This window comes from Verrucomicrobiia bacterium (assembly GCA_035495615.1).
Lineage (GTDB): Bacteria > Omnitrophota > Omnitrophia > Omnitrophales > Aquincolibacteriaceae > DATJFP01.
This window is the reverse complement of sequence record DATJFP010000017.1, coordinates 23676-46601: the sequence shown is the minus strand read 5'-3', so window position 1 is coordinate 46601 and position 22926 is coordinate 23676. Positions and strand designations below refer to the sequence as shown.

Here is a 22926-nt window from a genome sequence, read left to right as displayed (position 1 = left end):
GTTAACCTTTTACTTTTGCGGTTTTGAGTTTGCGGATGATGGCGTCGCCCATTTCGCGGGTGCCGACGGCCGTGGGATCATTGCGGCTTTCTTTCATGTCGTACGTGACGTCTTTCCCTTCGCGGATGACGTCCGCCACCGCGCCTTCGAGCGCATCGGCCGCGCTTTCTTCGCCGAGGTAACGAAGCATCAGGACGCCGGAAAGGATGAGCGCCACGGGATTGACCTTGTTCAGGCCTTTGTATTTCGGGGCGGAGCCGTGCGTGGCTTCGAACATCGCGCAGCCGTCGCCGATGTTCGCTCCCGGCGCGACGCCGAGGCCGCCGATAAGTCCGGCGCAAAGGTCGGAGAGGATGTCGCCGTAGAGGTTCGGCAGCACGAGGACGTCGTACAGGTCCGGCATCTGCACGAGCTGCATGGACATGTTGTCGACAATGCGGTCGTCGAATTCGATGTCGGTATAGCTTTTCGCCACGTTGCGCGCCACTTCCAGGAACAGGCCGTCCGTGAACTTCATGATGTTGGCCTTGTGGACGGCGGTGACTTTCTTGCGCTTGTACTTGCGGGCGTATTCGAACGCGGCCTTCACGATGCGCTCGGTACCGAAAACGGAAATGGGCTTGATGCTGATGCCCGAATCCGGGCTGATCTTGCGCTTGGATAGTCTTTCAATATGGCCGATAATTTCCGCGGCTTCTTTCGTGCCCTTCTGGAATTCGATGCCCGCGTAGAGGTCTTCGGTGTTTTCGCGGACGATGACGAGGTCGATGTTCTGGTAGCGCGAGCGCACGCCTTCGTAAGATTTGCAGGGACGGATGCAGGCGTAGAGGTCGAGCTCTTTACGAAGAGCGACGTTCACGGAGCGGAAACCCGTGCCGACCGGAGTCGTGATGGGCGACTTGATCGCGACTTTATTCTTGCGGATGGACGCGAGGACGCTGTCGGGAAGCGGGGTCCCGGCCTTCTCCATGATGTCGATGCCCGCGTGCTCGATGTCCCACTTAATGCTGACGCCGGTGGCATCAATGCATTTCTTTGCGACTTCCGCGAGTTCGGGACCGATGCCGTCACCGGGGATCAGGGTCACATTGTAAGTCTTCATTGCCTGCTCCTTTGTTCTATATGATTGCGTGTCTAAAGTCCGGAATCCGATCCGAGACTGGAAATGATCTTCCGGGGACCCTGCGAGGGATTTTCTGTTATTTAATTTCTTCTACTTTTATGGTAGAAACCTTAAACACAAGCTACCGCCGCTTTTACGTGCGGATAAACCCTCAAAAAAATTGAAAGTTATTGTATATGAATTATCCCCAAATTAAAAGCACGCTCTTTAAGGCCCTGCGCGAGGCCGGGTCCCTCATGAAAGAGGCCATCGACAGGCCTAAAGACATCCAGAAAAAATCCGAACTAAGTCTCGTGACCGAAACGGATTGCGCCTGCGAGAAGGCCATCATCGCGGCCGTGCAGAAAGACTTCCCCGACCACGCTTTTCTCACGGAAGAATCCCCCGCTTTCGGCAATTCGCCTTCGCGCTGGATCGTGGACCCAGTCGACGGCACGACCAACTTCGCGCATGGCTATCCGGTCTCCTGTGTCTCCATCGGCTTCGAGCATGAAGGTGTCGTTCGCATGGGCGGCGTGTACGATCCCTTCCGCGACGAGCTCTTTTTCGCGGAAAAAGGCAAGGGCGCGTTCAAGAACGACAAACCCATCCGCGTTTCGCAGGTGAAAAAACTCTCCGAGTCGCTGATCGCCACGGGTTTTCCGTATGACGTGCGCGAGAATGCGGATTATTACCTGGCGACGTTCAAGGACTTCCTGATGACGACCCAGGGCATCCGGCGCGCGGGCGCGGCCGCGATCGACCTGTGCTATGTCGCGTGCGGGCGCTACGATGCCTTCTATGAAAAGAACCTGCAGCCCTGGGACAAGGCCGCGGGCATGCTGATCGTGGAAGAAGCGGGCGGGCGCGTTACGAACTACACGGGAAAACCTCTGGGCCTGAACGACCACGGCAACCTCGCCACCAACGGTCTGCTGCACGCCGAGATGATCGAAATCCTCAAAAAAACAACCTGACTCCCCTCACCCTTCCCTCTCCCCTCAGGGGAGAGGACAAAGGAGAGGGGTTACGTCCTGCGATATCTTTCAATGAATTCCACGGGCTTGTTCCAATAATTCTCTCCCGCTTTCATGGGAAGATCATTGTGCACGCCCTCAGCCACGGTCATGAATTCCTTGGGCTGCGGGGCTTTTTCGAAGAGCTGCTGCGACATGGCATACGGGCAGATCTCGTCATGCGTGCCGTGCAGCACGAAAAGCGGGGCCTTGATCTCGGGAATATACCGCACATTGTCGAAAGCAAAGTCCTGGATCATGCTGCTGGGAACAAAAGGATAATGGAGTTTCCCCAGCTCGATGAAGGATGGGTACGGCGCTTCGAGGATCACCGCGGCCACGGGAAATTTTCCGGCAAGGCGTATCGCGGGATGCGTGCCCAGCGATTCGCCGTAGAGAACGATTTTTTCCGCGGGATACTTTCTCTCCTTCATGAGCCAATCCAGGGCCGCTGACGCGTCCTGAAGAACATCGTCCTGATGCTGAATGCTGCCCGTGCTCTTCCCGAAGCCGCGGTAATCCACGAGAAACATCGAATACCCGCGCTTCACCCATCCCTTGGCCTTGAACACCCGCGCCGAAATATTGCCCGCATTGCCGTGCAAAAAAAGAATCACGCCCTTTTCTTCCGGCGCTTTCAGGAACCAGCCGTGCAGCTTGACCTTCGACGAGATCGCAAGCGAAACGTCTTCGTAGGAAAGGCCGTAGTCCGACGGCGTTTCGTAAACCGTCTTGTCCGGAAAAAAAATCATGGATGTGATCATAAATTTCAGCAGGAATCCCAGACAGTTTTTCATCTCACATTAACGGCTGCACGCCGCCGCCCAGCGGGCTCGCGGGAGATTGTATCGTCCAGAAGCCGGGAATCTTGCAGCCGCATTTGAAGCACTTTCCGCCATTGGGAGAAACCGCGTCGCTGGTCACGTGAAAGCCTTCGCGCTCGATCAAGAGCTCGGCGCATTGCGGGCAATAAGTATTTTCCCCGTCACCGACTTTGCCGGGAAGATTGCCGGGATAAATGTAGCGCAGCCCGGATTTTTTGCCGATCTCCGCGGCGCGGAGCAGCTGCACGGCTGTGGTATTGTCGTGATCGGTCATCTTGTAATCCGGGTGGAACGCGGTGACGTGCCAGGGAATCTCGGGCGACACCGAGGCCACGAAATCCGTGAGGCGGCGCACTTCGTCGTCGGAATCATTGAAGCCCGGGATGAGCAGCGTGACGATCTCGAGCCAGAAGCCGCGCTCGTAAACGCCGCGCACGGTCCTGCAAATATTTTCAAGCGAGCCGCCCAGCTCGCGGTAGCGGCGGTCGTCAAAACCTTTGAGGTCGATTTTGTAAAGGTCGGTCCAGGGACGGATGTAATCGAGGACTTCCGGCGTGCCGTTGCCGTTGGAAACGTAAGACGTGACCAGTCCCTCGGCCTTGGCTTCCTTGAAAATTTCCACGGCCCATTCGCTGGTGATGAGCGGCTCGTTGTACGTGCTCGTGATCACGCGGCAATGACGCGCCTTCGCCAATTCGATCAAGGCTTCGGGCGTTATCTTGACCGGCGGCGAATTGGCCTCGGGATCGCGGAGCGCCTGGGACGTGATCCAGTTCTGGCAATAGCCGCAATGAAAATCGCAGCCCAGCATGCCGAAGCTGAGCGCGCGGGCTCCGGGCATGGCGTGGAAAAAAGGTTTTTTCTCGATGGGATCGTCCTGAAGGGCGCCGACGTAGCCGTAAGGGACGAAGAGTTTGCCGCCTTTATTGAAGCGCACTTTGCAGACGCCGGGGCGGCCTTCGGGAATGGGGCAGCGGTGGCCGCAGGCAAAGCATTGGAGGCGGCCGTCGGGCATGACTTCGTAGAGGTCGCCTTCGCGCGTGTACGACGCCAGGACTTCTTCAAGGGGCCTTGCGTTCATGGGTCCTCCCTGCTTCTATTATATCAACCGCCTTGCAAAACCGCGGTGCCGATTTTAAGATAGCACGATGAGCAAGCAAGCGACCCCGCTTCTCCAAAAAAATCTTCTCGCCTGGTACGGCCGCGAGGCCCGGGACCTTCCCTGGCGCCGCACGCAGGACCCTTATAAAATCTGGGTCTCGGAAATCATGCTGCAGCAGACGCAGGTCGCGACGGTCATCGATTATTACAATCGCTGGATGCGGCGGTTTCCCGACGTGAAAAGCCTGGCTGACGCTCCGCTCGCGGATGTCCTCGAACATTGGGCAGGCCTCGGTTATTACCGCCGCGCGCGCATGCTGCACCAGGCCGCGCAGCTCGTCGCCCGTTCGTACGGCGGCAGGCTTCCCCATACCGCGGCGGCGCTCAACGAACTTCCGGGCATCGGACGCTACACCGCGGCTGCGATCGCCAGCATCGCCTTCGGCGAAAGCTCGGCCGTCCTCGACGGCAACGTGATCCGCATTCTCACGCGGCTTTTCGCGCTGCCCGACGACGTGGGAAGTCCCAAGACGATCGCGAAGCTCTGGGACATTGCGCAGGAATTAATCAAGGACCAGGCGCCCGGCGATTTCAACCAGGCCATGATGGAGCTGGGCGCGACCGTCTGCTTTCCGAAAAATCCTTCCTGCGGCGTTTGTCCCGTTGCCGATTCCTGCAAGGCGCGCGCGAAGGGTGATCCGACGGCATTTCCATTCAAGAAGCGGAAAGAAATCATCGAAAGCCTCACCAACTTCGCGCTGGTCTGCCGCAAGGACGGCCGCGTGCTGCTGCGCCAGCAGCCCGAAGAAGGCCGCTGGGGAGGGCTTTGGATGTTCCCGTTCTGGGCCAAGCGCGAGCACATGGTCCGCGAATTTGATTTAAAAGCCAAACGACTCAAGCACCTTATGACCGTGAACCACGGTTTCACCAAATACCGGATCAGCCTGAAAGTGTACGAGCATCCGTCCGGCGGCGCGCCCGGCTCTGCGCGGTCAAAATGGGTTCCGATCACCGACCTTTCGAAATACGCCTTCCCCTCTCCTCATCAACGCATCGTGCGGGAAATCCTGAAAACTCATGCCGGAACTGCCTCTTAATCCTTATTGGAAATCGCTCGGCGCCCGCTTCGCGGCCGAAGGGACGTGGAACGTTCCCGCGAATTTCGGGGACGTCAAAGCGGAATACCTCGCCGCGAAAGACACCGCGCTGATCGACTTTTCGTGGCGCGCCAAAATCAAAGTGACCGGCGGCGACCGGATCCTCGTGCTCCACCGCCTGCTCACCAACGACATCAAATCGCTTGGGCCCGGCCGAGCATGTCCGGCCGCTTTCCTGACCGCGCAGGGAAAGGTCGTGGCGGTCATGGACGTCTACGTGTTTGCGGACCACGTGCTGCTCGACGCGGAAGCGGGGCTGGGAAAAAAAATCATCGACCGGCTCGGCGCGCTCATCATCACCGAAGACGCCGCGCTGGCGGAAGCGGAAGATCTCGCGCACCTGGGACTCTGGGGGCAAAATGCGGAAGCGCGGGCGCGAGCCTCCGGCCTGGCGTTTTTCCGCCGCGATTTGCCCGAAGGCCCGGCCTTTGATTTGTTCGTGCCCGCGGCCGGGGCAGAAGCCGCGGCCAAGCGCCTTGTGAACGCCGGCGCCAGGCCCTGCGGCGTGGACGCTTACGAAATGCTGCGCATTGAAAAAGGCCTTTTGCGTTACGGCCGCGACATCACCGAAGACATGACGCTCCCGGAAACCGGGCTGGATAGAATCTCCGCCAGCGAAACCAAGGGATGTTATCCCGGCCAGGAAGTCGTGGCCAGGACGAATACCTATCATGGCCACGCGAAAAAAATCGTGCGCGTGGAATTCGAAAAAAGCGCGGGCGCCGCGGCGGGCGATAAATTTTTCGTGGAGGGCAAGGAAGCGGGCTGGCTGACAAGCGTGAGCGTGCCGCCGTCCGCGGAAAAAGGCCGCGGCCTGGGCTACGCGCTGAAGGGTTATTTCGACGCGCCTCTCGACGTGCGTATCGGCGCGGCCGCCGCAAAAGGCCGCATCTTTCCTGATTAAGAAACTTTTTCCGGCCGGAACTCGAAAATGTCGGCCTGCCCGTCCCAAAGAGTCTCCGCGGAAACAGTCTTGTAAAGCCGGAAGCGGCTGTCCCCGCGCAGCTTTTGGCTCATGAGCCTGCCCTTGGGATCCACGTCCCCGTAAAACAACAGAAGCTTTCCGCTTTTGTTTTTCTCGAGCTCCGCGGCAAGATCTTCGGGTTCGCCGCAATGCTTGATCGCGTTTCCCGGCAAATCCAGGTAAAACAAGACATAGACCGAAGCATGCATGGCCTTCCGGCTGCAGGCCGCCTCCGTTGCCCCGCCTCCCAGTTCCCGCGCGGTTTCCGCGATTTTCCGGTAAGGATTCGTCTGTCTTTGAAAAAGGCGCGGGACGTCGTGATAAAGCGCGGCCAGCGGCGGGAACGCAAGCGACAGGAAAAGCGCGGCGGACAGCAGGAGCCACAAGGGCCTGGCGAGGTAGGCGGCCGAGACTTCCCATCCTTTGAACGTGAAGAGGATCATGGGGACCAGCACCGGCAAGAAAAATCTTTCTTCGTAAGAAGGGACGAACAAGTAGCCGCCGGTGTAGACAACGGCGGTGAGAAGCAGGATTTTGTAGAAAAAAATGCCGCGGTTTTTCCTCTGATGCGCCACGAGGACCGGCAGCGCCAGGAATGACATGAGCAGCAAAGGACCGCGCGAGCACACGCTTTGAAGAAAATAAAAAAAAGCTTCGCGGCAAAGGCTGGCCTGCCATGCAAAATATTCCCAGCTGTGAAAAGGCGACCAGTCTTCCCCGTACCCGCCGATAAAATCAGGAGGCGCAACCCCGAGATGCGCGCCGCTGCCGGAGCAGCCGAAGGTAAAGCGGCCGAGCTTGATTGAAAAGGCAATCACATACGGCAGCGCCGGAAGGAGAAAAGCGCCAAGCCCGATCAAAAAGGCTCTTACCGCTTTGGCCCGCGCTTTTTTGTCTTCCGCTTCCGCGGCTTTGAGCATCAGGAAAAGCGGGTAATGCACGCAGAAAAACGGGAAGGCGTACTGTTTGGCGAGATAAGCGGCGCCGGCGGTGAGCCCGGCAAGGGCCGCAAGGCGCGGGTCGTCGAGAAAGCGTTCGCCGCAAAGGAAATAAAGATAGGCCCAGATCAGGGCGCAAAGCAGAAGGTCGGGCGTGGTGATCTGCGCGGAGCCGTGCGCAAACAGCAGGGCGAAAAAAAGCAGCGCGGCAAACCGGCTGCTTTCGCGGAGCTGGAATCTGCGGGCGAGGAAAGCGGCGGCCGCGAGCGCCGCGGCGCCGGACACGGCCATGGCCGCGCGGGCCGCGAACAGGGCCTCGCCCCGGAAAACGGGCGATTCCACGAGCGGCGCAAGCAGCCAGGAGAGCAGCGGCGGACGCCGCACGTCCACCGAATCCCACCACCGGCCATGAGCCAGAAGCCTTGCGAAGCTGAGATAGCGGACGCCGTCCCAATTGATTTGATAACGATTGGCGATGTTGAAGACGACGGCCAGCGCGGCATAGACGGCGAGAGCCGCGGGCAGGCTCCGCAATCCCCCGGTTTTCGGCGGCGCTTCCGGCAAGGCAGGACGCATCAGCCGCCTCCTTTATGAAGCTCAAACACTTCCACTTTGCCCGTCCATCCGTCCACCGGCGGCAGCGTGGCGCGCACGAAAAAGCGCGGGTCGTTTTTGAGTTTTTCGCTCAGCCGCGTGCCGGGCTGATCGTGGCTTCCCGAGAAGACCACGAAATCCGGAGCGTTTCTCGCTTCGAGTTCGGACACAAGATGGTCGGGCGACGGGCAATAAGGAATGGTCTCGAAGGGCTTGCCGCGGTAGAACCCGATGTAAACGGCGTTGTGGGCATGCCATCTCCAGCACGTGACCGCGGCCGCGTGCCCGCTCATCCCGGAAAGCATGCCGGCCATCTCGCGGTAAGGATTCTTCCGCGGCTGAAAAATGGCGGGCCAGGTCATGGCCAGGTTTTCGATGGGCCTCACGACGAGCGGAAAAAATAGAAGGCCGGCCAGCGCGAACCGGACTTTCCAAGAAAGTTTTCCGCCAAGCTTTTCCAGCCCCTGGCAGGCTAAAAAATAAAGCAGGATCATGACCGGCCAGAAATAGCGCTCCTCGTAACAGTAGATGCCGCAGTACCCCGCGACATAAACGGCCGCGGCCGCGAACAGGGTTTTGTAAAAAATTCCGGCCTCTTTGCGGAAGAAAAGGAGCGCGAGCGCGAAAAAAGACGCGACGAGGACGATCCCGCCGAAGCCGAACGCGCTTACCGAGAAAAACAAAAGGCCGCGCAGGCAGACCGCGGCCTGCCATAGAAAAGCGGCCGGGTTGTCGAGCGGCGACCAGTGCTCGTCAAGGGGCGACACCCAGTAGGGCGGCGCCACCATGTCCCTTTTTTCGAAACCGCCGAAAGTCCAGTACCCGAGCTTCCAGCGCAGCAAGGCGAGGCCGGGCGAGGCCAGGAGAAAAAATCCCGCGAGCCCCAAAGCCAGGGCGCGCAGGCTCGCGGCACCGGAACGGTCCCTGGAGCGCAAAAAGACGGCCAGCGGAAAGTGGACCAGAAAAAACGGGAAGGCGAAATGCTTGGATAAATAAGCCGCACCGGCGGCGAGGCCCGCGGCGAAGGCGGTGCGGGGTTTTTCGATGAGCCCGTCATCGGTGACGTAATAGAAATACAGGAGAAGGCCCGCGGCAAGAAAGGCGTCTGGGGTGATCAAAAGCGAGGACCGGTGCGCCAGCAGCGCCGCGAGGCAGGACAGCGCCGCAAATTCGAGGCCGCCGCTGAGACGGAACCTGCGGATGAAGACTTTCGCCGCCGCAAGCGCCAGGATGCCGGAAAATCCCATGACAAGACGCGCGGCAAAAAGAGGTTCCTCCCGGAAAAACGGCAGGCGCACCAGGGGCGCGAGAAGCCAGATGATCAACGGGGCGCGGCGCATGTCCACGGATTCGAAGATCCGGCCTTCGGACACGTGCCGCGCGAGCTCGAGATAACGGATGCCGTCGCGGTTGATCTGGTAACGGTTGGCGGCATTGAGCGCAAAGGCAAGGACCGCGTACAGGCCGAAAATCACGAGGGTGTTCCGGCGCGCGCGGGTCATGTTTTTTTCAGCACCATGGCCAGCGACATGCCCAGCGGCGGCTTGACCAGGCTCTCGAGACGCGAAACCGCGGGAAGGACAAGATTCATGAATCCAAAATCGGATTCCGCGATCCGGGTCTGTCTGAAAATTTTTCCTTTCACAAACCAGCCGAACAGCCCCGCGAAATTGAAATAATGGCAGCGGACGGTTTCGAGGCCCGCGTCACGGGCGAGGCGCAGGAGATTTTTTTTCGTGTAGCGCCGGAGATGGCCGTCTGCGGTATCGAGCGCGCCGAAGAGAAAAGGCAGCGCCGGAACAAGCAGGCACACGTGCCCGCCCGGGACAAGGCCCTGGGCCATGTGAGAAAGCGCGCGGGCATCGTCTTCGATGTGCTCGAGAACGTTGACGCAAAGCACCGTGTCGATCTGGTGCGCGCGCAGCTCGAGGACCGCCTCGGGATGGGTAACGTCCGGGAAACGGCTGAGGCGGATCGTCGGACCGGCATAGCGGCCCTGAAAATATTCCGCGAGCGCGGGATCGGGCTCAAAACCCAGGTAGCATTCTTTATTCAGGAAGAAGGGCGTGAAGTTTCCCACGCCGCACCCGATGTCGGCGACGCGCTTTCCTATATAAGGGGCGAATTGAAGGGCCTGCCACTCAAAGTAGCGGCCGGCTGAGCGGTTCCAGCGCTGGTAGTAAAGAAGCCGGGGCTCAGCCGCGAGCATGGGAGGAAAAGGCCATAGAAAGCGTGCAGCAGAGGTACCGCCATCCGTCCTTCCACGTTTTCAGATGCGGCGGGCGCTCTCTTTTGTCGCGGTTCAGGTTGCAGGGAACTTCGGCGATGCGCAGATCGAGGAGCGCGGCGCGAATGACCTGCTCGATGGCGAATTCCATGGCCTCGGCCCGCGGCTTGATCTTCAGGCAGGCTTCGCGCGTCATGGCCCTCATGCCGCAATTGGTATCGCCGATGCCGGCCTTGAAAAAGAAATTCACGGCTGCGGTGAGAAAGGGCGTTCCGAGGTAACGGTGGAGAAAAGGCATGGCGCCGTTTTCGATCGTGCCGCGGAACCGGTTGCCGATGACGAACTCCTCGCCTTCCATTAATTTCTCCCAGAAAGGGCGGATGTTGCCGAGATCGTAGGAATCGTCGGCGTCGGCCATGAGGATGTAGCGGCCGCGCGCGGCTTCGAAGCCGGCCATGAGCGCGCTTCCGTAGCCGCGGACGGGCTCGCGGATCACCCTCGCGCCGGCGCGCGCCGCGGCTTCGGACGTTCCGTCTTCCGAACCGTTGTCCACGACGATGACCTCGCCGCGGACATTGTCCATGGCGCTGAGCGCATCGAGCGCCTTGCTCACGCAAAGATGGACGGTCCTTTCCTCGTTCAACGCGGGAATGACGACTGACAGGTCCATGGAACCTTTTTCCATGGCGCTATAATAAAAAATCCGGGAGCGGGACGCTAGAGGAAAGAAAGGGCTTGGGGGCCGCGGGGAAAAGCTCATCGTTTGATGCCGCCGGCAGCGAGGCGGTCGATCCGGGCGCGGAGCTCTTCGGGGGAAGCAGTCAATTCCGAGGCCATGGGAACGGACGGATGCATGACCGGCCAGCCTTCGGCCACGGCCTCCTTGATGGCGGCATAATGCGGGCTGCTCTTGCGCAGGGCGATGCCGTACCGGAAGCCGCGCGGGTAATATTCGTAATCTTCCCAGAACCGGGGAAGGCTCCAAAAGCCTTTGATGGAACCGATGTAGTCCCAGTGAGGGAGCCAGATCAGGTCGGGTTTCTGGTCCAGGACGTAGGCGGCGGAAAAGCCGTGATGCGCGATGTACGGCTCATGCAGGCCGTTCATGTCGAGGATGCGCAGGCCGGGATTTCGGGCGGAGATGTAGCCGTCTTCGGTCGCGGCCAGAAGAGCGCCGCGCGGCAGCTTTTCGACGACCTGGTTCATCGTAAGAATCACGCTCCACCAGGTATTGAGGTTCGGATTTCCCGGAAGCTTGCTCACCAGAAAATAATAAGCCGGCAAATCATACGGCGTGCTGTACAGCGCCTCGTTCTGCCGGCGCGCCACGGCAAGCTGCGCGCGGTCCAGCAAGGGAGGGCCGGCGAGGAAGAGAACCAAAACACAGGCGCCGCGCACGAGAAAATGACGGAGGCATTCCCTCGAAAAAGGCCGCACGCCTTCGAAGCTCTTGTCGAATACGGAAAGGGCCGCGGCAGCGACAAAAGGCAGGCCGGGCATGTAAAAGCGGCCTTTCACGCCCATGATCTGGACCGCGTTGAACAAAATGACCGAAGTCACCGCGACCGGCAGCAGGAAGACCGCCGCGACTTTCCAGTATTTCAAGGGGCGCCCGATCAGGAGGAGCGCGAAAAGCGGAAAACACGGCAGCAGGAAGGAATTAAAAATCAAAACCGGATTGATGAAGTACCGGCTGAAATATTCCACGTAAAAGCCCGGCTTCTTGACGTGGGCCGGAAGCGGCAGGACGTCTCCGAAGAGAGCGCCTTTGGCCGCGGCATCGAGTCCCACCAGCAGAAAAAAAACGCCGGCAAAAATAAGCAGCGCGCGGGTCCTCCCGGAACGCTGCAGAAGGAGGATGCCGAGAACCGGAAAGGCCAGCGCGTAAATGAAATTGTCCGAGCGGCAGAGATAGGTCAGGTAGGCGGCAAACGCGGTCAGAACCGCGTTCCTCGCACGCGGCTTTTCAAAAAGGCAAATCCCCGCGTAAACCAGCGCGGCATTCGTCAGCATCGCAAGCGTGGTGTCCATGCCGCTCCGGGCCTGGTAACGCAGGTCCACGCTTATCATGAATCCGCCCGTGATCACGGCCGCCAGGAAGAAAAAGCTTTTGAGCCAGGAGAGCCTGACGATTTTCCGCGCGGACGCGGCCATCACCAGGCAGGCCGCAGCGGCATTCGCGAGAGACGCGGCCGCCAGCAGTCCGGAGCCGGACGCGCCGGTTATTTTCATCAGGCCCGCGATCTGGAAAAGATACAGGAGCGAGCTGACGCCGAAGGTCGGGGGGCCGCCCGGATTCCAGCAAATCCCCCGCCCGTCCAGCAGGTTGCGCGCGTAGCGCAGGAACATGTACGCGTCGTCGAATTGCGTCACGCGGTTGGCCGAGATGTAACTTACAAAACCGCGCAGCGCCGCCAGAAAAAAAACGGCGGCGGCCAGCCCCAGCAGGAAACGGCAGCGGGCGGATTTTTTTTCGTCCAGGACAGGCGCGGCGGCGCAGGCAGAGAGCGGCATGGGCCTATGATAAAAAAACACGGGCGGGGATGCTACTAAATTAGCGCGGGGACTGCGGAGAAGACTTCAAGGCCGCCATGAAGTCGGAAATGCGGCGCTGGAGGATTTCGGGCGACGCGGCGCGTTCCTCTTCGAAATCCGAGCCGGGATAGGTTTTTTGCCATTCGGCTTTCACGGCCTCCCGGATTTCGCGGTACTTCGGGCTCCCCTTGCGGATCGCGATGCCGTAATTGAATGCCCGGGGGAAATATTCGTAATCCTTCCAAAGGCGGTCGGAATTCCAAAGCGCCCGGACCGAGCCGGTATAGTCCCAGAAGGGAAACCATATCAAGTCGGGCTCTCTCGAGAAGACATATTCCGCCGAAAATTTGTTTTTGGCGATTTGCGGATCGTGCAGTCCGTTCATGTCGATGATCGTGTCCTCCGGATGACGGCTCGACAAAAGCCCGTGTTCGGTGGCGGCGAGGACAAAGGGGCCCGGGATTCTATCCAGCATCTCGTCCATCGCCAGGATCGAATCCCACCAGGGCAGGTCGCGGATCTTCCCTTCCGACAAATAAGTCCTTAACTCCACGTCATAATGCCCCGGCGCCTTGCTGCGCAGCCACCCGTGGAACATTTCTTCCGAGCGGCTGTACCAGGAAGGCATGGCCAGCATGATAAAAAAAAGCGCGGTGGCGCGGAGAAAGTACCCTACGAAATTTTCTCTTCGAAAATCGCGGTCCCTGAGCGCTCCGTCCAGCGCCAGGTAAACGCTGATCACGATAAACGGAAGCCCCGGAAAATAAAATCTTCCTCTCCAGCCCATGATCGGATGCGCAAGGAACAGCGCGGCATAGCTGATAAGAACGGGAACACCGAAAACCACGGCCGTTTTAAAAAACTTCCGGCGGAAGAAAAGAAAGCCGGCCGCCAGAAAAGGGGCGCAGGTCACCAAAAAATAATTAAACAGCCGCACGGGATTCAGGTCGTAGGCCCCGTAAAACCCTTCGTAGAATCCTTTGGCTTTCACATAAACCGGAAGCGGCATGATGTCTCCGAACAGGGCCCATTTGGCGGCGCTGTCCGCCGCGGCCAGCCCGGCAAGCGTCACGGCCCACACCAGCGTGATTTCCTTTTTGCGCTCCATGTCCAGAATCCAGAAAGCGAGCAAAGGGAAAAGGCCTGCATAAAAGAAATGGTCCGGCCGGCAAAGGACGCTCAAATACGAGACAGCCGCCGTGAGCATGGCGCCCGCGCGGGAAGGGGCATCCCACAAGCGGAGGACGCACAGGACAAGAAGGGCGTTGATGAAAATGGAAAGCGTCGTGTCCATGCCGGTGGCCGCCTGGGCGCGGAAATTTTCTTCGGCAAGCAGGAGCATTCCGTTGATGCCGCAAAGCAGCGGAAAATTTTTCAGCCACGGCGACCGCACCGCCCGGCAGGCCGCAAACGTGATCATAAAAAAGGCCGCGAGCCCGTTGGCCGCCGAAACCAGGAGCAGGGTTTTATAGCCGGGCAGCGGGCTCAGGAAAACGGACGCCGTCACTTCCAAAAGGTAAAGCAGGCTGGTGGTCCCGTAAGTCATCGGGCCCGCCGCGTTCCACCGGAGGCCGTGGCCTTCGAGAAGATTGTGGGCATAGCGGAGGAACATATAGGCGTCGTCGAACTTCGTCATTTCGAGGGGGATGAATCGCGCCGCGTATTTTAAAAGCGCGAAGACCGCCAAAGCGGCCCCGGTGCAGGCGAGGACGCGTCTTTCACGGGCGGAAGGACCCTGGACGGATTGGGGGTTCGGATTCAAAGGCGCAGTTTCTTGAACAAGGCTTCGGGGCAGCATCGGATCGCCAGCATGACGTACCGCCAAAACCATGGGGTATAAATCGTATCTTTTCCCGCGTCCACGGCCCGGACGATGTCCCGGGCGACTTTTTCCGGGGAAGCAAAGAGAGGATTTTTTTTTAAATGAGCGGTCATGGGCGTGTCGACGAAGCCGGGCTTGATGGTGAGCACGCGGACTCCCGCATGATAAAGCCGGTTGCGCAGCCCGCCGAGAAAAATATTCAATCCGCCTTTCGCGGCGCCGTAGACGTAGTTGCTCATCCGCCCCCTGTCTCCGGCCACGGATGAAATCACGGCGAGGGTTCCTTTTCCCCGCGCTTCGAACCCTTGGGCCGCATACGTCAGAAGGGATACCGTGCTCAAAAAATTCGTACGCAGCTCTTTCTCGGCGAGCGCGGGATCGCGTTCGCAGGCCTTCTGGTCCGGCAGCGTGCCGTGCGCCACCAGCATCAGGTCGATCTCTCCAAGATATTCTTTCGCGGCTTTAAGGAGTTCCGGATGCCGGGCCGAATCGGCAAGGTCCAGTGTCATGGCGCCCGCTTTCCCGGCGCCCCGCGCCTGGAGGTCTTCCGCGAGAATCCGCAGGGCTTCCGCATCGCGCCCGGCGAGGAAAAAGCACGCCTTTTCCGCGGCCCACAGGCGGGCGGACTTTTGCGCGATTGCCGAAAGCGCTCCCACGATCAGAATGTTTTTCAAACAGCCTCCGTCTTCCGGTACAGCAGGAAATCCCCGACCTGTCCGGCCGGGTGGTAATCTTGAAGCCGGCGCGCGAAATCCGGGTCCTGGGAAAAGTAGCCCAGATAATCAAAAGGCGCCGAATGCCCGTTGTGAAAAAAAGCGCGGCGGCGGACGATCAAAGTATCGGCATCCTGAGAAACAAAATCGCGGACGACACGGTCGAAAAATTTCCTTTCGCTTGCGGGCATGTCCTCGATGCGCCTGTAATCCAGATGGCCGTCATGGAAATCGTCCAGGGTATAAAGCCCCCGCAAAGGGGTCAGGAAAGGGAAAGCGCTCGAAGCCGGCGATTTCAATTCATAGAGGATGGGAATGGACGGCGTCACGCTCGTATCCAGGAAAAAGATTTTTTTCTTCCCTCCGTTTTCTTCGATCCACTTGAGAAGCGGCGAGGTTTCTTTCTCCCAGTATTTTGAAGACGCGACGCGATAGACATTCTGGGCTTTCGCGGCGGCAGCAGACAGGAAGAGCACGGCGAATGCGGCCATGACGACCATGCCGGCATTCCACTTACCGTCAGTTCCTCCAAATCCCTCGAGCCCGTCCGCGAGCGACATGACCATCAGAAAGCTGACGGCCGCGACATACGGGTAGTAGTGGTAACTCCATCCTTTCATCTGAAAAGCCATTCCGGCCCAAAACGCGGCGGCGGCCAGCCAGATCAGTTCCTTCGCTCTTGCGGAAGGCGCGCCGGGCGGCACGAACGCCGCCAGAAGACCCACGGCCAGACCGCCATTCAGGCGCTTGAGAAGAATACTGCCGGCCGTCCCTTTCATGCCCTCGTAGCAAAGCCTGTGAATGTCCATCATGGAGAAATAATCGCGCATGCTGGGAAGGCTGACGGCCGCGGACAAGGCAACTCCCGCCAATAATCCGCCGTTTTGAGCGCTCAGGATCCGGAAACCCTTTCCCCGGAAGAAAAAGAATCCCTCAGTGACCCCCCATAAGACGGCGTAAAAGGGTTTTATCGCCGCGCCGAAAGCGAGGAGCATGCCGGCCGCGAATAAAGACCCCGCGGAAAGATTTCTTCCGCCGCCCCTGGCGATGGCCGCCGCGATATAGGGAAGGCTCAGCAGAAAAACAATGTGGTCTTTTTGCCCGAAGTCGCGATAAGGAAGGAGCAGCACAACCGCCGTAAGCCCCGCCCTTACAAACGTCCGGGACATCGTTCTTCCATAGCCGAGATGCGGTCCGGCGGCGCGGTCAAAAAAAAGGACGGCGGAAAAGCCAAGCGCCGCGACAAAAAAGTCGTAGGTGATCAGACTGGAGAAGGAGAACGCGCGGGCAAAAAGCACGGGCAGCGCCGCGAAAACGAAAATAAACGGCGGGCTGTGGTCATAAAGGTCGCGGTACAAGGCCGTGCCGTCGAGAAGGCGCTCGGCGGCATACACGTAAAACAGCACGTCATGGTTGGGGATTTTATTCCGGAGGATGACAAGAGAAAGGACCGCGACGGCCGCCGCCGGGAGCCACGCCGCCAGCAGCGTTCCCCATTTTGCCTCTTTGTTCAGGACGTCTCCGCGCACCGGCGCCAGAATTGGGAAGAAAAACGTTCGTCTTTGAGTTTTCTGAACTGCGGAAGCCCGGGAAAGGAGGACTCGAACAGAGCGGCGGACATTCTTGCGTCTTTGGCGGGATAAACCGCGCCGTTGGCTTCTTTCACCACGGCGTCCAGCTTGTCCATCAGCGCGAAAGACCGCGGGCCGCCGTTTTTGATGTCGACCGACAGTGTCAGGCCCTTCCTCGGAAAAGACATCAGGCCGGGCGAGCGCGCGTCTCCGAATTTTTTGAGCACCGCCAGAAATGAACCGAGCCCCGAAGCGGCGATGATTTTCAAAAGCCCGGCGACGGTTTTCTCCGGAACCGATCCTTCCGGGATCACGCATTGATGCTGGAAAAAACCGCTCTTGCCGTAAAGGCGGTTCCAATCGGAAATGCCGTCCAGGGGAAAGAAAAACGGATCGTAATGCATCCTGGAACGGCGCGGGCCGAGCGCCTGTTTGCGGAAATACAATTCGTTGAACACGCCGACGGTCCACCGGTTCAGGAGAAAACCGGGCGCGTCAAAGGGCATGGCGAGTTTCAAGCGCCGCTTTCCCGCTCCCGACGATCCGGCGTCGGGCGCCCAGTTGCCGCGGAAAAAAACACCGCGGCCGAACCGCCCCCCCGTTCCGAGCGTGTCGATCCATGCCACGGTATGCTCGAAAGCCTTGTCGGATTCTTCCGAAATTTTGAAAAATTCTTCGAGGGATGAGAACGGCACGGTTTCGGCGTCGATGAAGGGCCCGGCAATTTTTTTGAGCCGGAATTCCGCCCAGGTGATGAGCCCGGTGAGGCCGAGGCCCGCGATCGTGGCTTTGAAATAATCCGGATTTTTTTCCGGCGAACAAACCAGGCGCGTCCCGTCCGAACGCTGCAGTTCCAGCTGCGTCACATGGCAGCCGAACGTTCCGGCGCGGTGGTGATTTTTTCCGTGAATGTCGTTGGCGATGGCGCCTCCGACCGTGACAAACTTCGTCCCGGGCACGACGGGAAGGAACCAGCCGGCCGGCACGATGATCTTCAGGATTTCGTCAAGGCTTACCCCGGCTTCACAGCGCAGGACGCCGCTTTCCCGGTCGAACGAGATGAGATGATCGAGTTCCCGCGTGGGAAGAATGCAGCCGCGGTCGTTGAGGCAGCAGTCGCCGTAGCTTCTGCCCAGGCCGTACGGGAGAAGCGGCGCCGGGGCCGCGGGTTGGGGAAGCGCGCCCGAGCGCGAAGGGATGCGAAGCGCGGTTTGAACCGCTTTGGGATAGCGTCCCCAGGAGCCGAAATTTTCCATGTCAGATCCCGTAATAAATGACCGCGATGCTGGAGGCCAGCCAAAGGAAGATGTTGATCTGGGTCGGAAAATCACTCAGGACGATTCGGGTCGGGTCTCCTTCCGAGCTGCGGACGTGGATGAGATACAGATAACGGAAGATTCCATAATAGACGAACGGAACGGTGGCCAGGAGATGCTTTGTCCCAAAGGCCGCCACGGTGCGCGCGTCCATGGCATAAAGCGAATAGGCGATCACGATGGAAGCCGTAATCACGCCGATCATCTGATCGATGAAGTAGATGTTGTACCGCGACAGAACGGCCCGGTGTTCCTGCGCGTCACCCTTCAGCCACTTGATCTCCTGCCGCCGCTTGTTGAATCCCAGGAAAAGCGCTAAAAGGGCGGTCATCATGATGATCCACGGCGACAGCGCCACGCCGCTCAGGATGCTCCCCATGAAAATTCTCAGAAGGAAAAATCCGGCGAGGCAAAACACATCGAGGATGACCCAATGCTTGATCAGAGCGGAATACACCAGATTGAAAATCACGTAGATCAAGACCACGGCAAAAAAGCGCGGGTTGAGAAGCCATGCCGCGGGCGCCGCCGCGGCCAAAACCGCGGCCGCCATCACGCGCGCCTCGCCGGGAAGGACTTTACCCGAGGCGATCGGCCTCAGCCTCTTGGAAGGGTGCAGCTTGTCGCGCTCGAGATCCAGGAGGTCGTTCCCCATGTACACGGCGCTGCAAACGGCGCAGAAAATCAAAAATCCAAGCGCGGTTTTCGCGACGACGCCGGCCTCCAGCAGCGCTTTGCCGAAGACAAGCGGCAGGAAGATGAAAAAATTCTTGATCCACTGCTGAGGCCTGAAGGCCAGGAGATAATCGCGCAGCCGGCTCATGAAAACATCCAGGGCTGGTATTCGGGCACGATCTCCCTGATTTTCTGGATGACGGCGTCGCGCGAAGAATCGCCGCAGGCGGCCGCGATCAGGTCCTGGATCTGCTTCTGGATTTCCGCGGACGGAGGATCCGATTTCCAGATCCGTATTTTTTCATGCGCCGTAGGAAGAAGCGTTTCGCTTTTCATTTCGATTTCCTCTTCCATTTTTTCTCCGGGGCGGAGTCCCGTGAATTTGATGGGGATGTCCTCCGGGGCATACCCCATGAGCTGGATGAGGTTTTTGGCCAGATCGACGATCTTGACCGGCTGTCCCATTTCCAGCACGAAGACCTCCGCGCCCTTTCCCAGGATCGTGGCTTCGAGGATCAGGAACACAGCCTCGGAAAGATCCATGAAATAACGTTTCACGTCGGGATCGGTCACCGTGAGCGGGCCGCCCGCTTCGATCTGCCGGCGGAAAAGCGGCACCACGCTCCCGCGGCTGTTGAAAACGTTGCCGAAGCGCACGGCCATGAATTTCGTCCCCTTTCCCCGCAGGGTCTGGAGATAAAGCTCGCAGATCCTCTTGGTCGCGCCCATGATGCTGCGCGGCCGGATGGCCTTGTCGGTCGAGATCAAGACGAACGATTCGGCGCCGTATTTGGCGGCCGCGTCCGCAATCACCTTCGTGCCCAGGACGTTGTTGACGACGCCTTCGCCGTAATGGGTTTCCACCATGGGCACGTGCTTGTACGCGGCGGCATGATAGACGATTTCAGGGCGGTGCTGCTCGAAAATCTTTTCGATCTCGTTTTCATCTTTGACGTCGCGGAGGTAGCAGTACACCAGGGGCTCGGTCCCCCTGCCGCGCAGCTGCATTTCGATTTCGTAGAGATTGTTTTCCGAATTATCGACGAGGATGATCTCCCGCGGATTGTTCTGATGGATGAGCTTGACCAGCTCGGAGCCGATCGAGCCTCCGGCCCCCGTGATCAGCACCCTTTTGTCCGCGAAGAAATGCTGGATGCCTTCGATGTCGCCTTTGACCAGGCTCCGGCCGAGAAGGTCCGCGATGTCGACTTCCCGCAGCTGGAGCGGCGCGGCGCGGGGCGAGACAAGGGGCGTCAGCCGCGGCACGATCTGGCACGGCAGGCCCAGGCGCCGGCATTCCCTTACGATGCCCTTGATCACTTCGCCCGACGCTTCGGAAAGCGCGATGACGACGACGTCGATTTTTTTGACGCGGATGATCTGCGAGAGCTGCGACATGTTGCCCAGCACTTTGATGCCGTGGATCCTCATGCCCAGCTTGCGGGCGTCTTCGTCGATGAAGCCCGCGGGCCGGAAGCCCAGGTCCGGGCGGCGAATGAATTCGCGGATCACGAGCTCGCCCGTGTCTCCCGCGCCGATGATGAGCGCGTTTTTACGGTTCTGCCCGAGCCGCGGCTTTTTCAGGCGGTCCACGGTGATCTTGAAAATCATGCGGGAAAGGCCGAGGCCCAGGATCAACAGGAACCAGTCCATGATGAGCGTCGAGCGCGGCTGCATGTTCATCTGCAGCAGGAACGAGGCCGCGGGGATCAGCACTGTGCCGACCGTCACCGCTTTGATGATCGAAATCAGCTCTTCGATTCCCAGGTATTGCCAAAGCGTCTGATAAAGGCCGAAGTAAACGAAGCAAAGCGCGCGCAGGAAAATCACGAAGGGAATCATGCCTTTGAGAAAATCCATGTCCGCGGCCGAAATCTGGTTCTCGAACCTGAGGGCAAAGGCGCCCCAGTAAGTCAGCGCGCAGATCAACAGGTCGAACAGGAGGAAGAAAAAGCGGCGGCGGCTTTCGAAGATGTACGTCCATTTGACGGAGCTGAAAACAACCGAGGCGCCTCCGCCCAGCAGGATCTTGATGTCTTTGAGCGGATCGATATTCTGGATGTAGGCCAGATCCCGCGCCAGTTTTTCGGGCAGGATCTTTTCCATGTAAAACTTTTCGATGTCCCCGTTCTCGGGCATGATTTCGGATTCGTGCTGGTAATGGACCTGGCTGGAGCCGAGGATGCCGGGACGGACGCTCAGGATTTTTTTCTGCTCCTCGGTATATTTTTCCACGATCTCGGGAAGCTCGGGACGGGGCCCAACGATGCTCATGTCCCCTTTGAGGACGTTGAAAAATTGCGGCAGCTCGTCCAGCTTCAGCCACCGCAGCACGTGTCCGATCTGCGTGATCCGGGCGTCGTTGCGCGCCGTGATCGAGGGGCCCATGGCCTGGGCGTTTTCCACCATGGTCCTGAACTTGTAGATTTGGAAGAGGCGTCCGTTCCTGCCCGAGCGCGGCTGGCTGAAAAAAATGGGGCCTTCGGAATCCAGCCGGATGAGAAGCGAGATCAGCAGAAAGAGCGGGGACAAAATCAGCAGGGCCGCGCTTGCCAGGAGGAGGTCGAAAAGCCTCTTCACGACGCGGCCCGCCTTCCTTTTTGCAGGATTTCGGCCACGCTTTGCGTGACGTATTCGACTTCATCGCCGGTCATGGAAGGATAGATGGGAAGCGAAACGATCCTTTTGTAACAGTCGGCCGCGTTGGGGTAATCCTGGGATTTGAGCCGCAGCGCTTCCTTATAATAAGGATGTTCCGTCAGCGGGATGAAATGCACGCTCGTCCCGATCCCGCGGCTTTCCATCTCCCTCACAAAGTCGTCGCGCGTAATCTGAAGGTCTTCGATTTTCAATTTGATCACGTACAGGTGCCAGGCATGCTCTTCGAAGCGTTCGACTTTCGGCGTCTCCAGGAAAGGGCATTTGCCCAGGATTTCGTTGTAGCGCCTGGCGATGGCGCGGCGCCGTTCGAGAAAAAGATCCGCTTTTCTAAGCTGATGGATGCCGATGGAAGACTGCAGGTCGCTCAAATTGTATTTCCGGCCGAGCGCTACGACGCGGTACTGCCAGGCCGACGGCTTTTTGTAGCGGTCCCACGCGTCGCGCGTCATGCCGTGCAGCGACAGGAGCCTCGCCTTTTCCGCGTATTCCGCGCAGTCGGTCGTCATCATGCCGCCTTCTCCGGTCGAAAGCGTTTTCGTCGCGTAAAAGCTGAAACAGGTCATGTCGCCGATGGACCCGATCATTTTCCCTTTATAAGACGCGGGAAAGCTGTGCGCCGCGTCTTCGATCACTTTCAGGCCGTGTTTTTTCGCGACCGCCAGGATCTTGTCCATTTCGCACGGCTGGCCCGCGAAATGGACGGGCAGGATGGCCCGCGTCCTTTTCGTGATTTTTTCTTCGATCCTGTCGGCCATGATGTTGAAATTCCCGGGATGGCAGTCGACGAAGACCGGTTTCGCGCGGCAATACAAAATAACTTCCGTCGTCGCCACGAAAGTAAACGGCACGGTGATGACTTCCTCCCCTTCCGAAAGGTTCATGGCTTCCAGCGCCAGGTGCAGCGCGGCCGTGCAGCTGTTCAGGCCGATGGCGTGTTTCGCGCCGACATAGCGCGCGAACTCCTCCTCGAACCGGTGCGTTTTTTCCCCGGTCGTGATCCAGCCGCTTTTGAGCGTGTCCACGACCTCGTCGATCTCGCTCTGGTCGAACGAGGGCTTGTGGAAGGGAATGCGAAGAGCGTTTTTTTTCATGCGATTTCCTTTTCCAGATTTTTGATCATGCAGCCGTTCCAGTCCGTTCCGTCCCCGGTCTTTTTCCATCCGAGGCTTTCATAAAAGGAGATCGCGCCGCGGTTCGAAGGGTTGACCGAAAGGTCCATCTTCAAAAATCCGCGCGCAAGGGCGATTTCCTGGGACGCATCCATCAGCTTCCTGCCGAGCCCTTCCCTGCGCCTGGCCGGATCCACGGCGATGGCCGAGATCCCGAAAGAATCACAGGGAACGGGCGCGGGAGCCGCCTTTGCGCCGCGCGGACAAAACCGGAACATGCCGCGGATCGCGGCGGCCTTCCGCCAGAACCTGCGCTGGGTCCACAGTGACGGGCTCGAAAATAATTTTGCCGCAAGCCATGCCCTGTTTTTCCTCACAAACCCTTTCATCGCCCCCTGAAAAATTCCTCCCAGGCAAAACGCCGCGAGGCGGCCGTCCATGAACAGACCGAGAAACGCGATGTCGTGCGGCCCGGACAGCTGCCAGGCATAATACCGTTTCACGGCTTCAGGCCCGAACAAGGTCAGGATGCTTTCCGGGAACGCCGCGCCATGCACCCGGACGATCTCGTCAAGATCGGCCGCGTTCAGCTCTCTCAATT

The 22926-nt window shown here is 59.1% G+C and carries 19 protein-coding genes; 3 read left to right on the top strand and 16 right to left on the bottom strand.

From position 1 onward, the window contains the following. Position 1 precedes the first annotated feature (1 nt). A complete protein-coding gene (locus tag VL688_02030) occupies positions 2-1102 on the bottom strand; it encodes an isocitrate/isopropylmalate dehydrogenase family protein (GenBank protein HTL46822.1) in 1101 nt (366 codons plus the stop codon). Positions 1103-1299: 197 nt separating this feature from the next. On the opposite strand from VL688_02030, the gene VL688_02025 reads away from it, so the two are divergent. Continuing rightward, positions 1300-2079, top strand: coding sequence for an inositol monophosphatase family protein (locus tag VL688_02025; protein HTL46821.1), 780 nt, complete (start codon positions 1300-1302; stop codon positions 2077-2079). 50 nt (positions 2080-2129) lie between these two features. Here VL688_02025 and VL688_02020 read toward each other — a convergent pair whose 3' ends face one another. Both VL688_02020 and amrS read right to left on the bottom strand, forming a co-directional pair. Next, the gene (locus VL688_02020) at positions 2130-2882 is read right to left on the bottom strand and encodes an alpha/beta fold hydrolase (GenBank protein HTL46820.1); all 753 of its coding nucleotides are present in this window, start codon (positions 2880-2882) and stop codon (positions 2130-2132) included. A 34-nt stretch (positions 2883-2916) separates the two neighbouring features. Then, the gene (amrS, locus tag VL688_02015) at positions 2917-4023 is read right to left on the bottom strand and encodes an AmmeMemoRadiSam system radical SAM enzyme (protein ID HTL46819.1); all 1107 of its coding nucleotides are present in this window, start codon (positions 4021-4023) and stop codon (positions 2917-2919) included. A 67-nt stretch (positions 4024-4090) separates the two neighbouring features. On the opposite strand from amrS, the gene mutY reads away from it, so the two are divergent. After that, on the top strand, positions 4091-5140 hold the full coding sequence (mutY, locus tag VL688_02010) for an A/G-specific adenine glycosylase (GenBank protein ID HTL46818.1): 1050 nt from the start codon (positions 4091-4093) through the stop codon (positions 5138-5140). Continuing rightward, positions 5121-6104, top strand: coding sequence for a hypothetical protein (locus VL688_02005; protein HTL46817.1), 984 nt, complete (start codon positions 5121-5123; stop codon positions 6102-6104). The genes mutY and VL688_02005 overlap by 20 nt, the downstream gene beginning before the upstream one ends. On the opposite strand, the gene VL688_02000 is transcribed toward VL688_02005, so the two are convergent. The 13 genes from VL688_02000 to VL688_01940 form a co-directional block, all read right to left on the bottom strand. Then, on the bottom strand, positions 6101-7678 hold the full coding sequence (locus VL688_02000; GenBank protein HTL46816.1) for a glycosyltransferase family 39 protein: 1578 nt from the start codon (positions 7676-7678) through the stop codon (positions 6101-6103). The two genes, VL688_02005 and VL688_02000, sit on opposite strands and share 4 nt — an antisense overlap. Beyond that, a complete protein-coding gene (locus VL688_01995) occupies positions 7678-9198 on the bottom strand; it encodes a hypothetical protein (protein ID HTL46815.1) in 1521 nt (506 codons plus the stop codon). The genes VL688_02000 and VL688_01995 overlap by 1 nt, the downstream gene beginning before the upstream one ends. Further along, entirely contained in the window at positions 9195-9905 is a 711-nt protein-coding gene (locus VL688_01990; GenBank protein ID HTL46814.1) for a class I SAM-dependent methyltransferase, read from the bottom strand. Before VL688_01990 ends, VL688_01995 begins: the two co-directional genes overlap by 4 nt. Continuing rightward, positions 9892-10593, bottom strand: coding sequence for a glycosyltransferase family 2 protein (locus tag VL688_01985; GenBank protein ID HTL46813.1), 702 nt, complete (start codon positions 10591-10593; stop codon positions 9892-9894). Before VL688_01985 ends, VL688_01990 begins: the two co-directional genes overlap by 14 nt. An 86-nt stretch (positions 10594-10679) precedes the next feature. Further along, the gene (locus VL688_01980) at positions 10680-12437 is read right to left on the bottom strand and encodes a hypothetical protein (protein ID HTL46812.1); all 1758 of its coding nucleotides are present in this window, start codon (positions 12435-12437) and stop codon (positions 10680-10682) included. A 40-nt stretch (positions 12438-12477) separates the two neighbouring features. After that, the gene (locus VL688_01975) at positions 12478-14220 is read right to left on the bottom strand and encodes a hypothetical protein (protein HTL46811.1); all 1743 of its coding nucleotides are present in this window, start codon (positions 14218-14220) and stop codon (positions 12478-12480) included. After that, entirely contained in the window at positions 14217-14954 is a 738-nt protein-coding gene (locus VL688_01970; GenBank protein HTL46810.1) for an SDR family oxidoreductase, read from the bottom strand. Before VL688_01970 ends, VL688_01975 begins: the two co-directional genes overlap by 4 nt. Further along, complete coding sequence (locus tag VL688_01965; GenBank protein ID HTL46809.1) at positions 14951-16522, bottom strand: hypothetical protein; 1572 nt, start codon at positions 16520-16522, stop codon at positions 14951-14953. Before VL688_01965 ends, VL688_01970 begins: the two co-directional genes overlap by 4 nt. After that, positions 16504-17820: an FAD-binding oxidoreductase gene (locus VL688_01960; GenBank protein ID HTL46808.1), complete on the bottom strand. Its 1317-nt coding sequence runs from the start codon at positions 17818-17820 to the stop codon at positions 16504-16506. The genes VL688_01965 and VL688_01960 overlap by 19 nt, the downstream gene beginning before the upstream one ends. A 1-nt stretch (position 17821) precedes the next feature. Next, positions 17822-18703: a decaprenyl-phosphate phosphoribosyltransferase gene (locus VL688_01955; GenBank protein HTL46807.1), complete on the bottom strand. Its 882-nt coding sequence runs from the start codon at positions 18701-18703 to the stop codon at positions 17822-17824. Continuing rightward, entirely contained in the window at positions 18700-21135 is a 2436-nt protein-coding gene (locus VL688_01950) for a polysaccharide biosynthesis protein (protein ID HTL46806.1), read from the bottom strand. The genes VL688_01955 and VL688_01950 overlap by 4 nt, the downstream gene beginning before the upstream one ends. After that, positions 21132-22307, bottom strand: a complete 1176-nt coding sequence (locus VL688_01945; protein ID HTL46805.1) for a DegT/DnrJ/EryC1/StrS family aminotransferase — start codon at positions 22305-22307, stop codon at positions 21132-21134. Before VL688_01945 ends, VL688_01950 begins: the two co-directional genes overlap by 4 nt. Further along, positions 22304-22924: a GNAT family N-acetyltransferase gene (locus VL688_01940; protein HTL46804.1), complete on the bottom strand. Its 621-nt coding sequence runs from the start codon at positions 22922-22924 to the stop codon at positions 22304-22306. Before VL688_01940 ends, VL688_01945 begins: the two co-directional genes overlap by 4 nt. Positions 22925-22926: the final 2 nt, after the last annotated feature.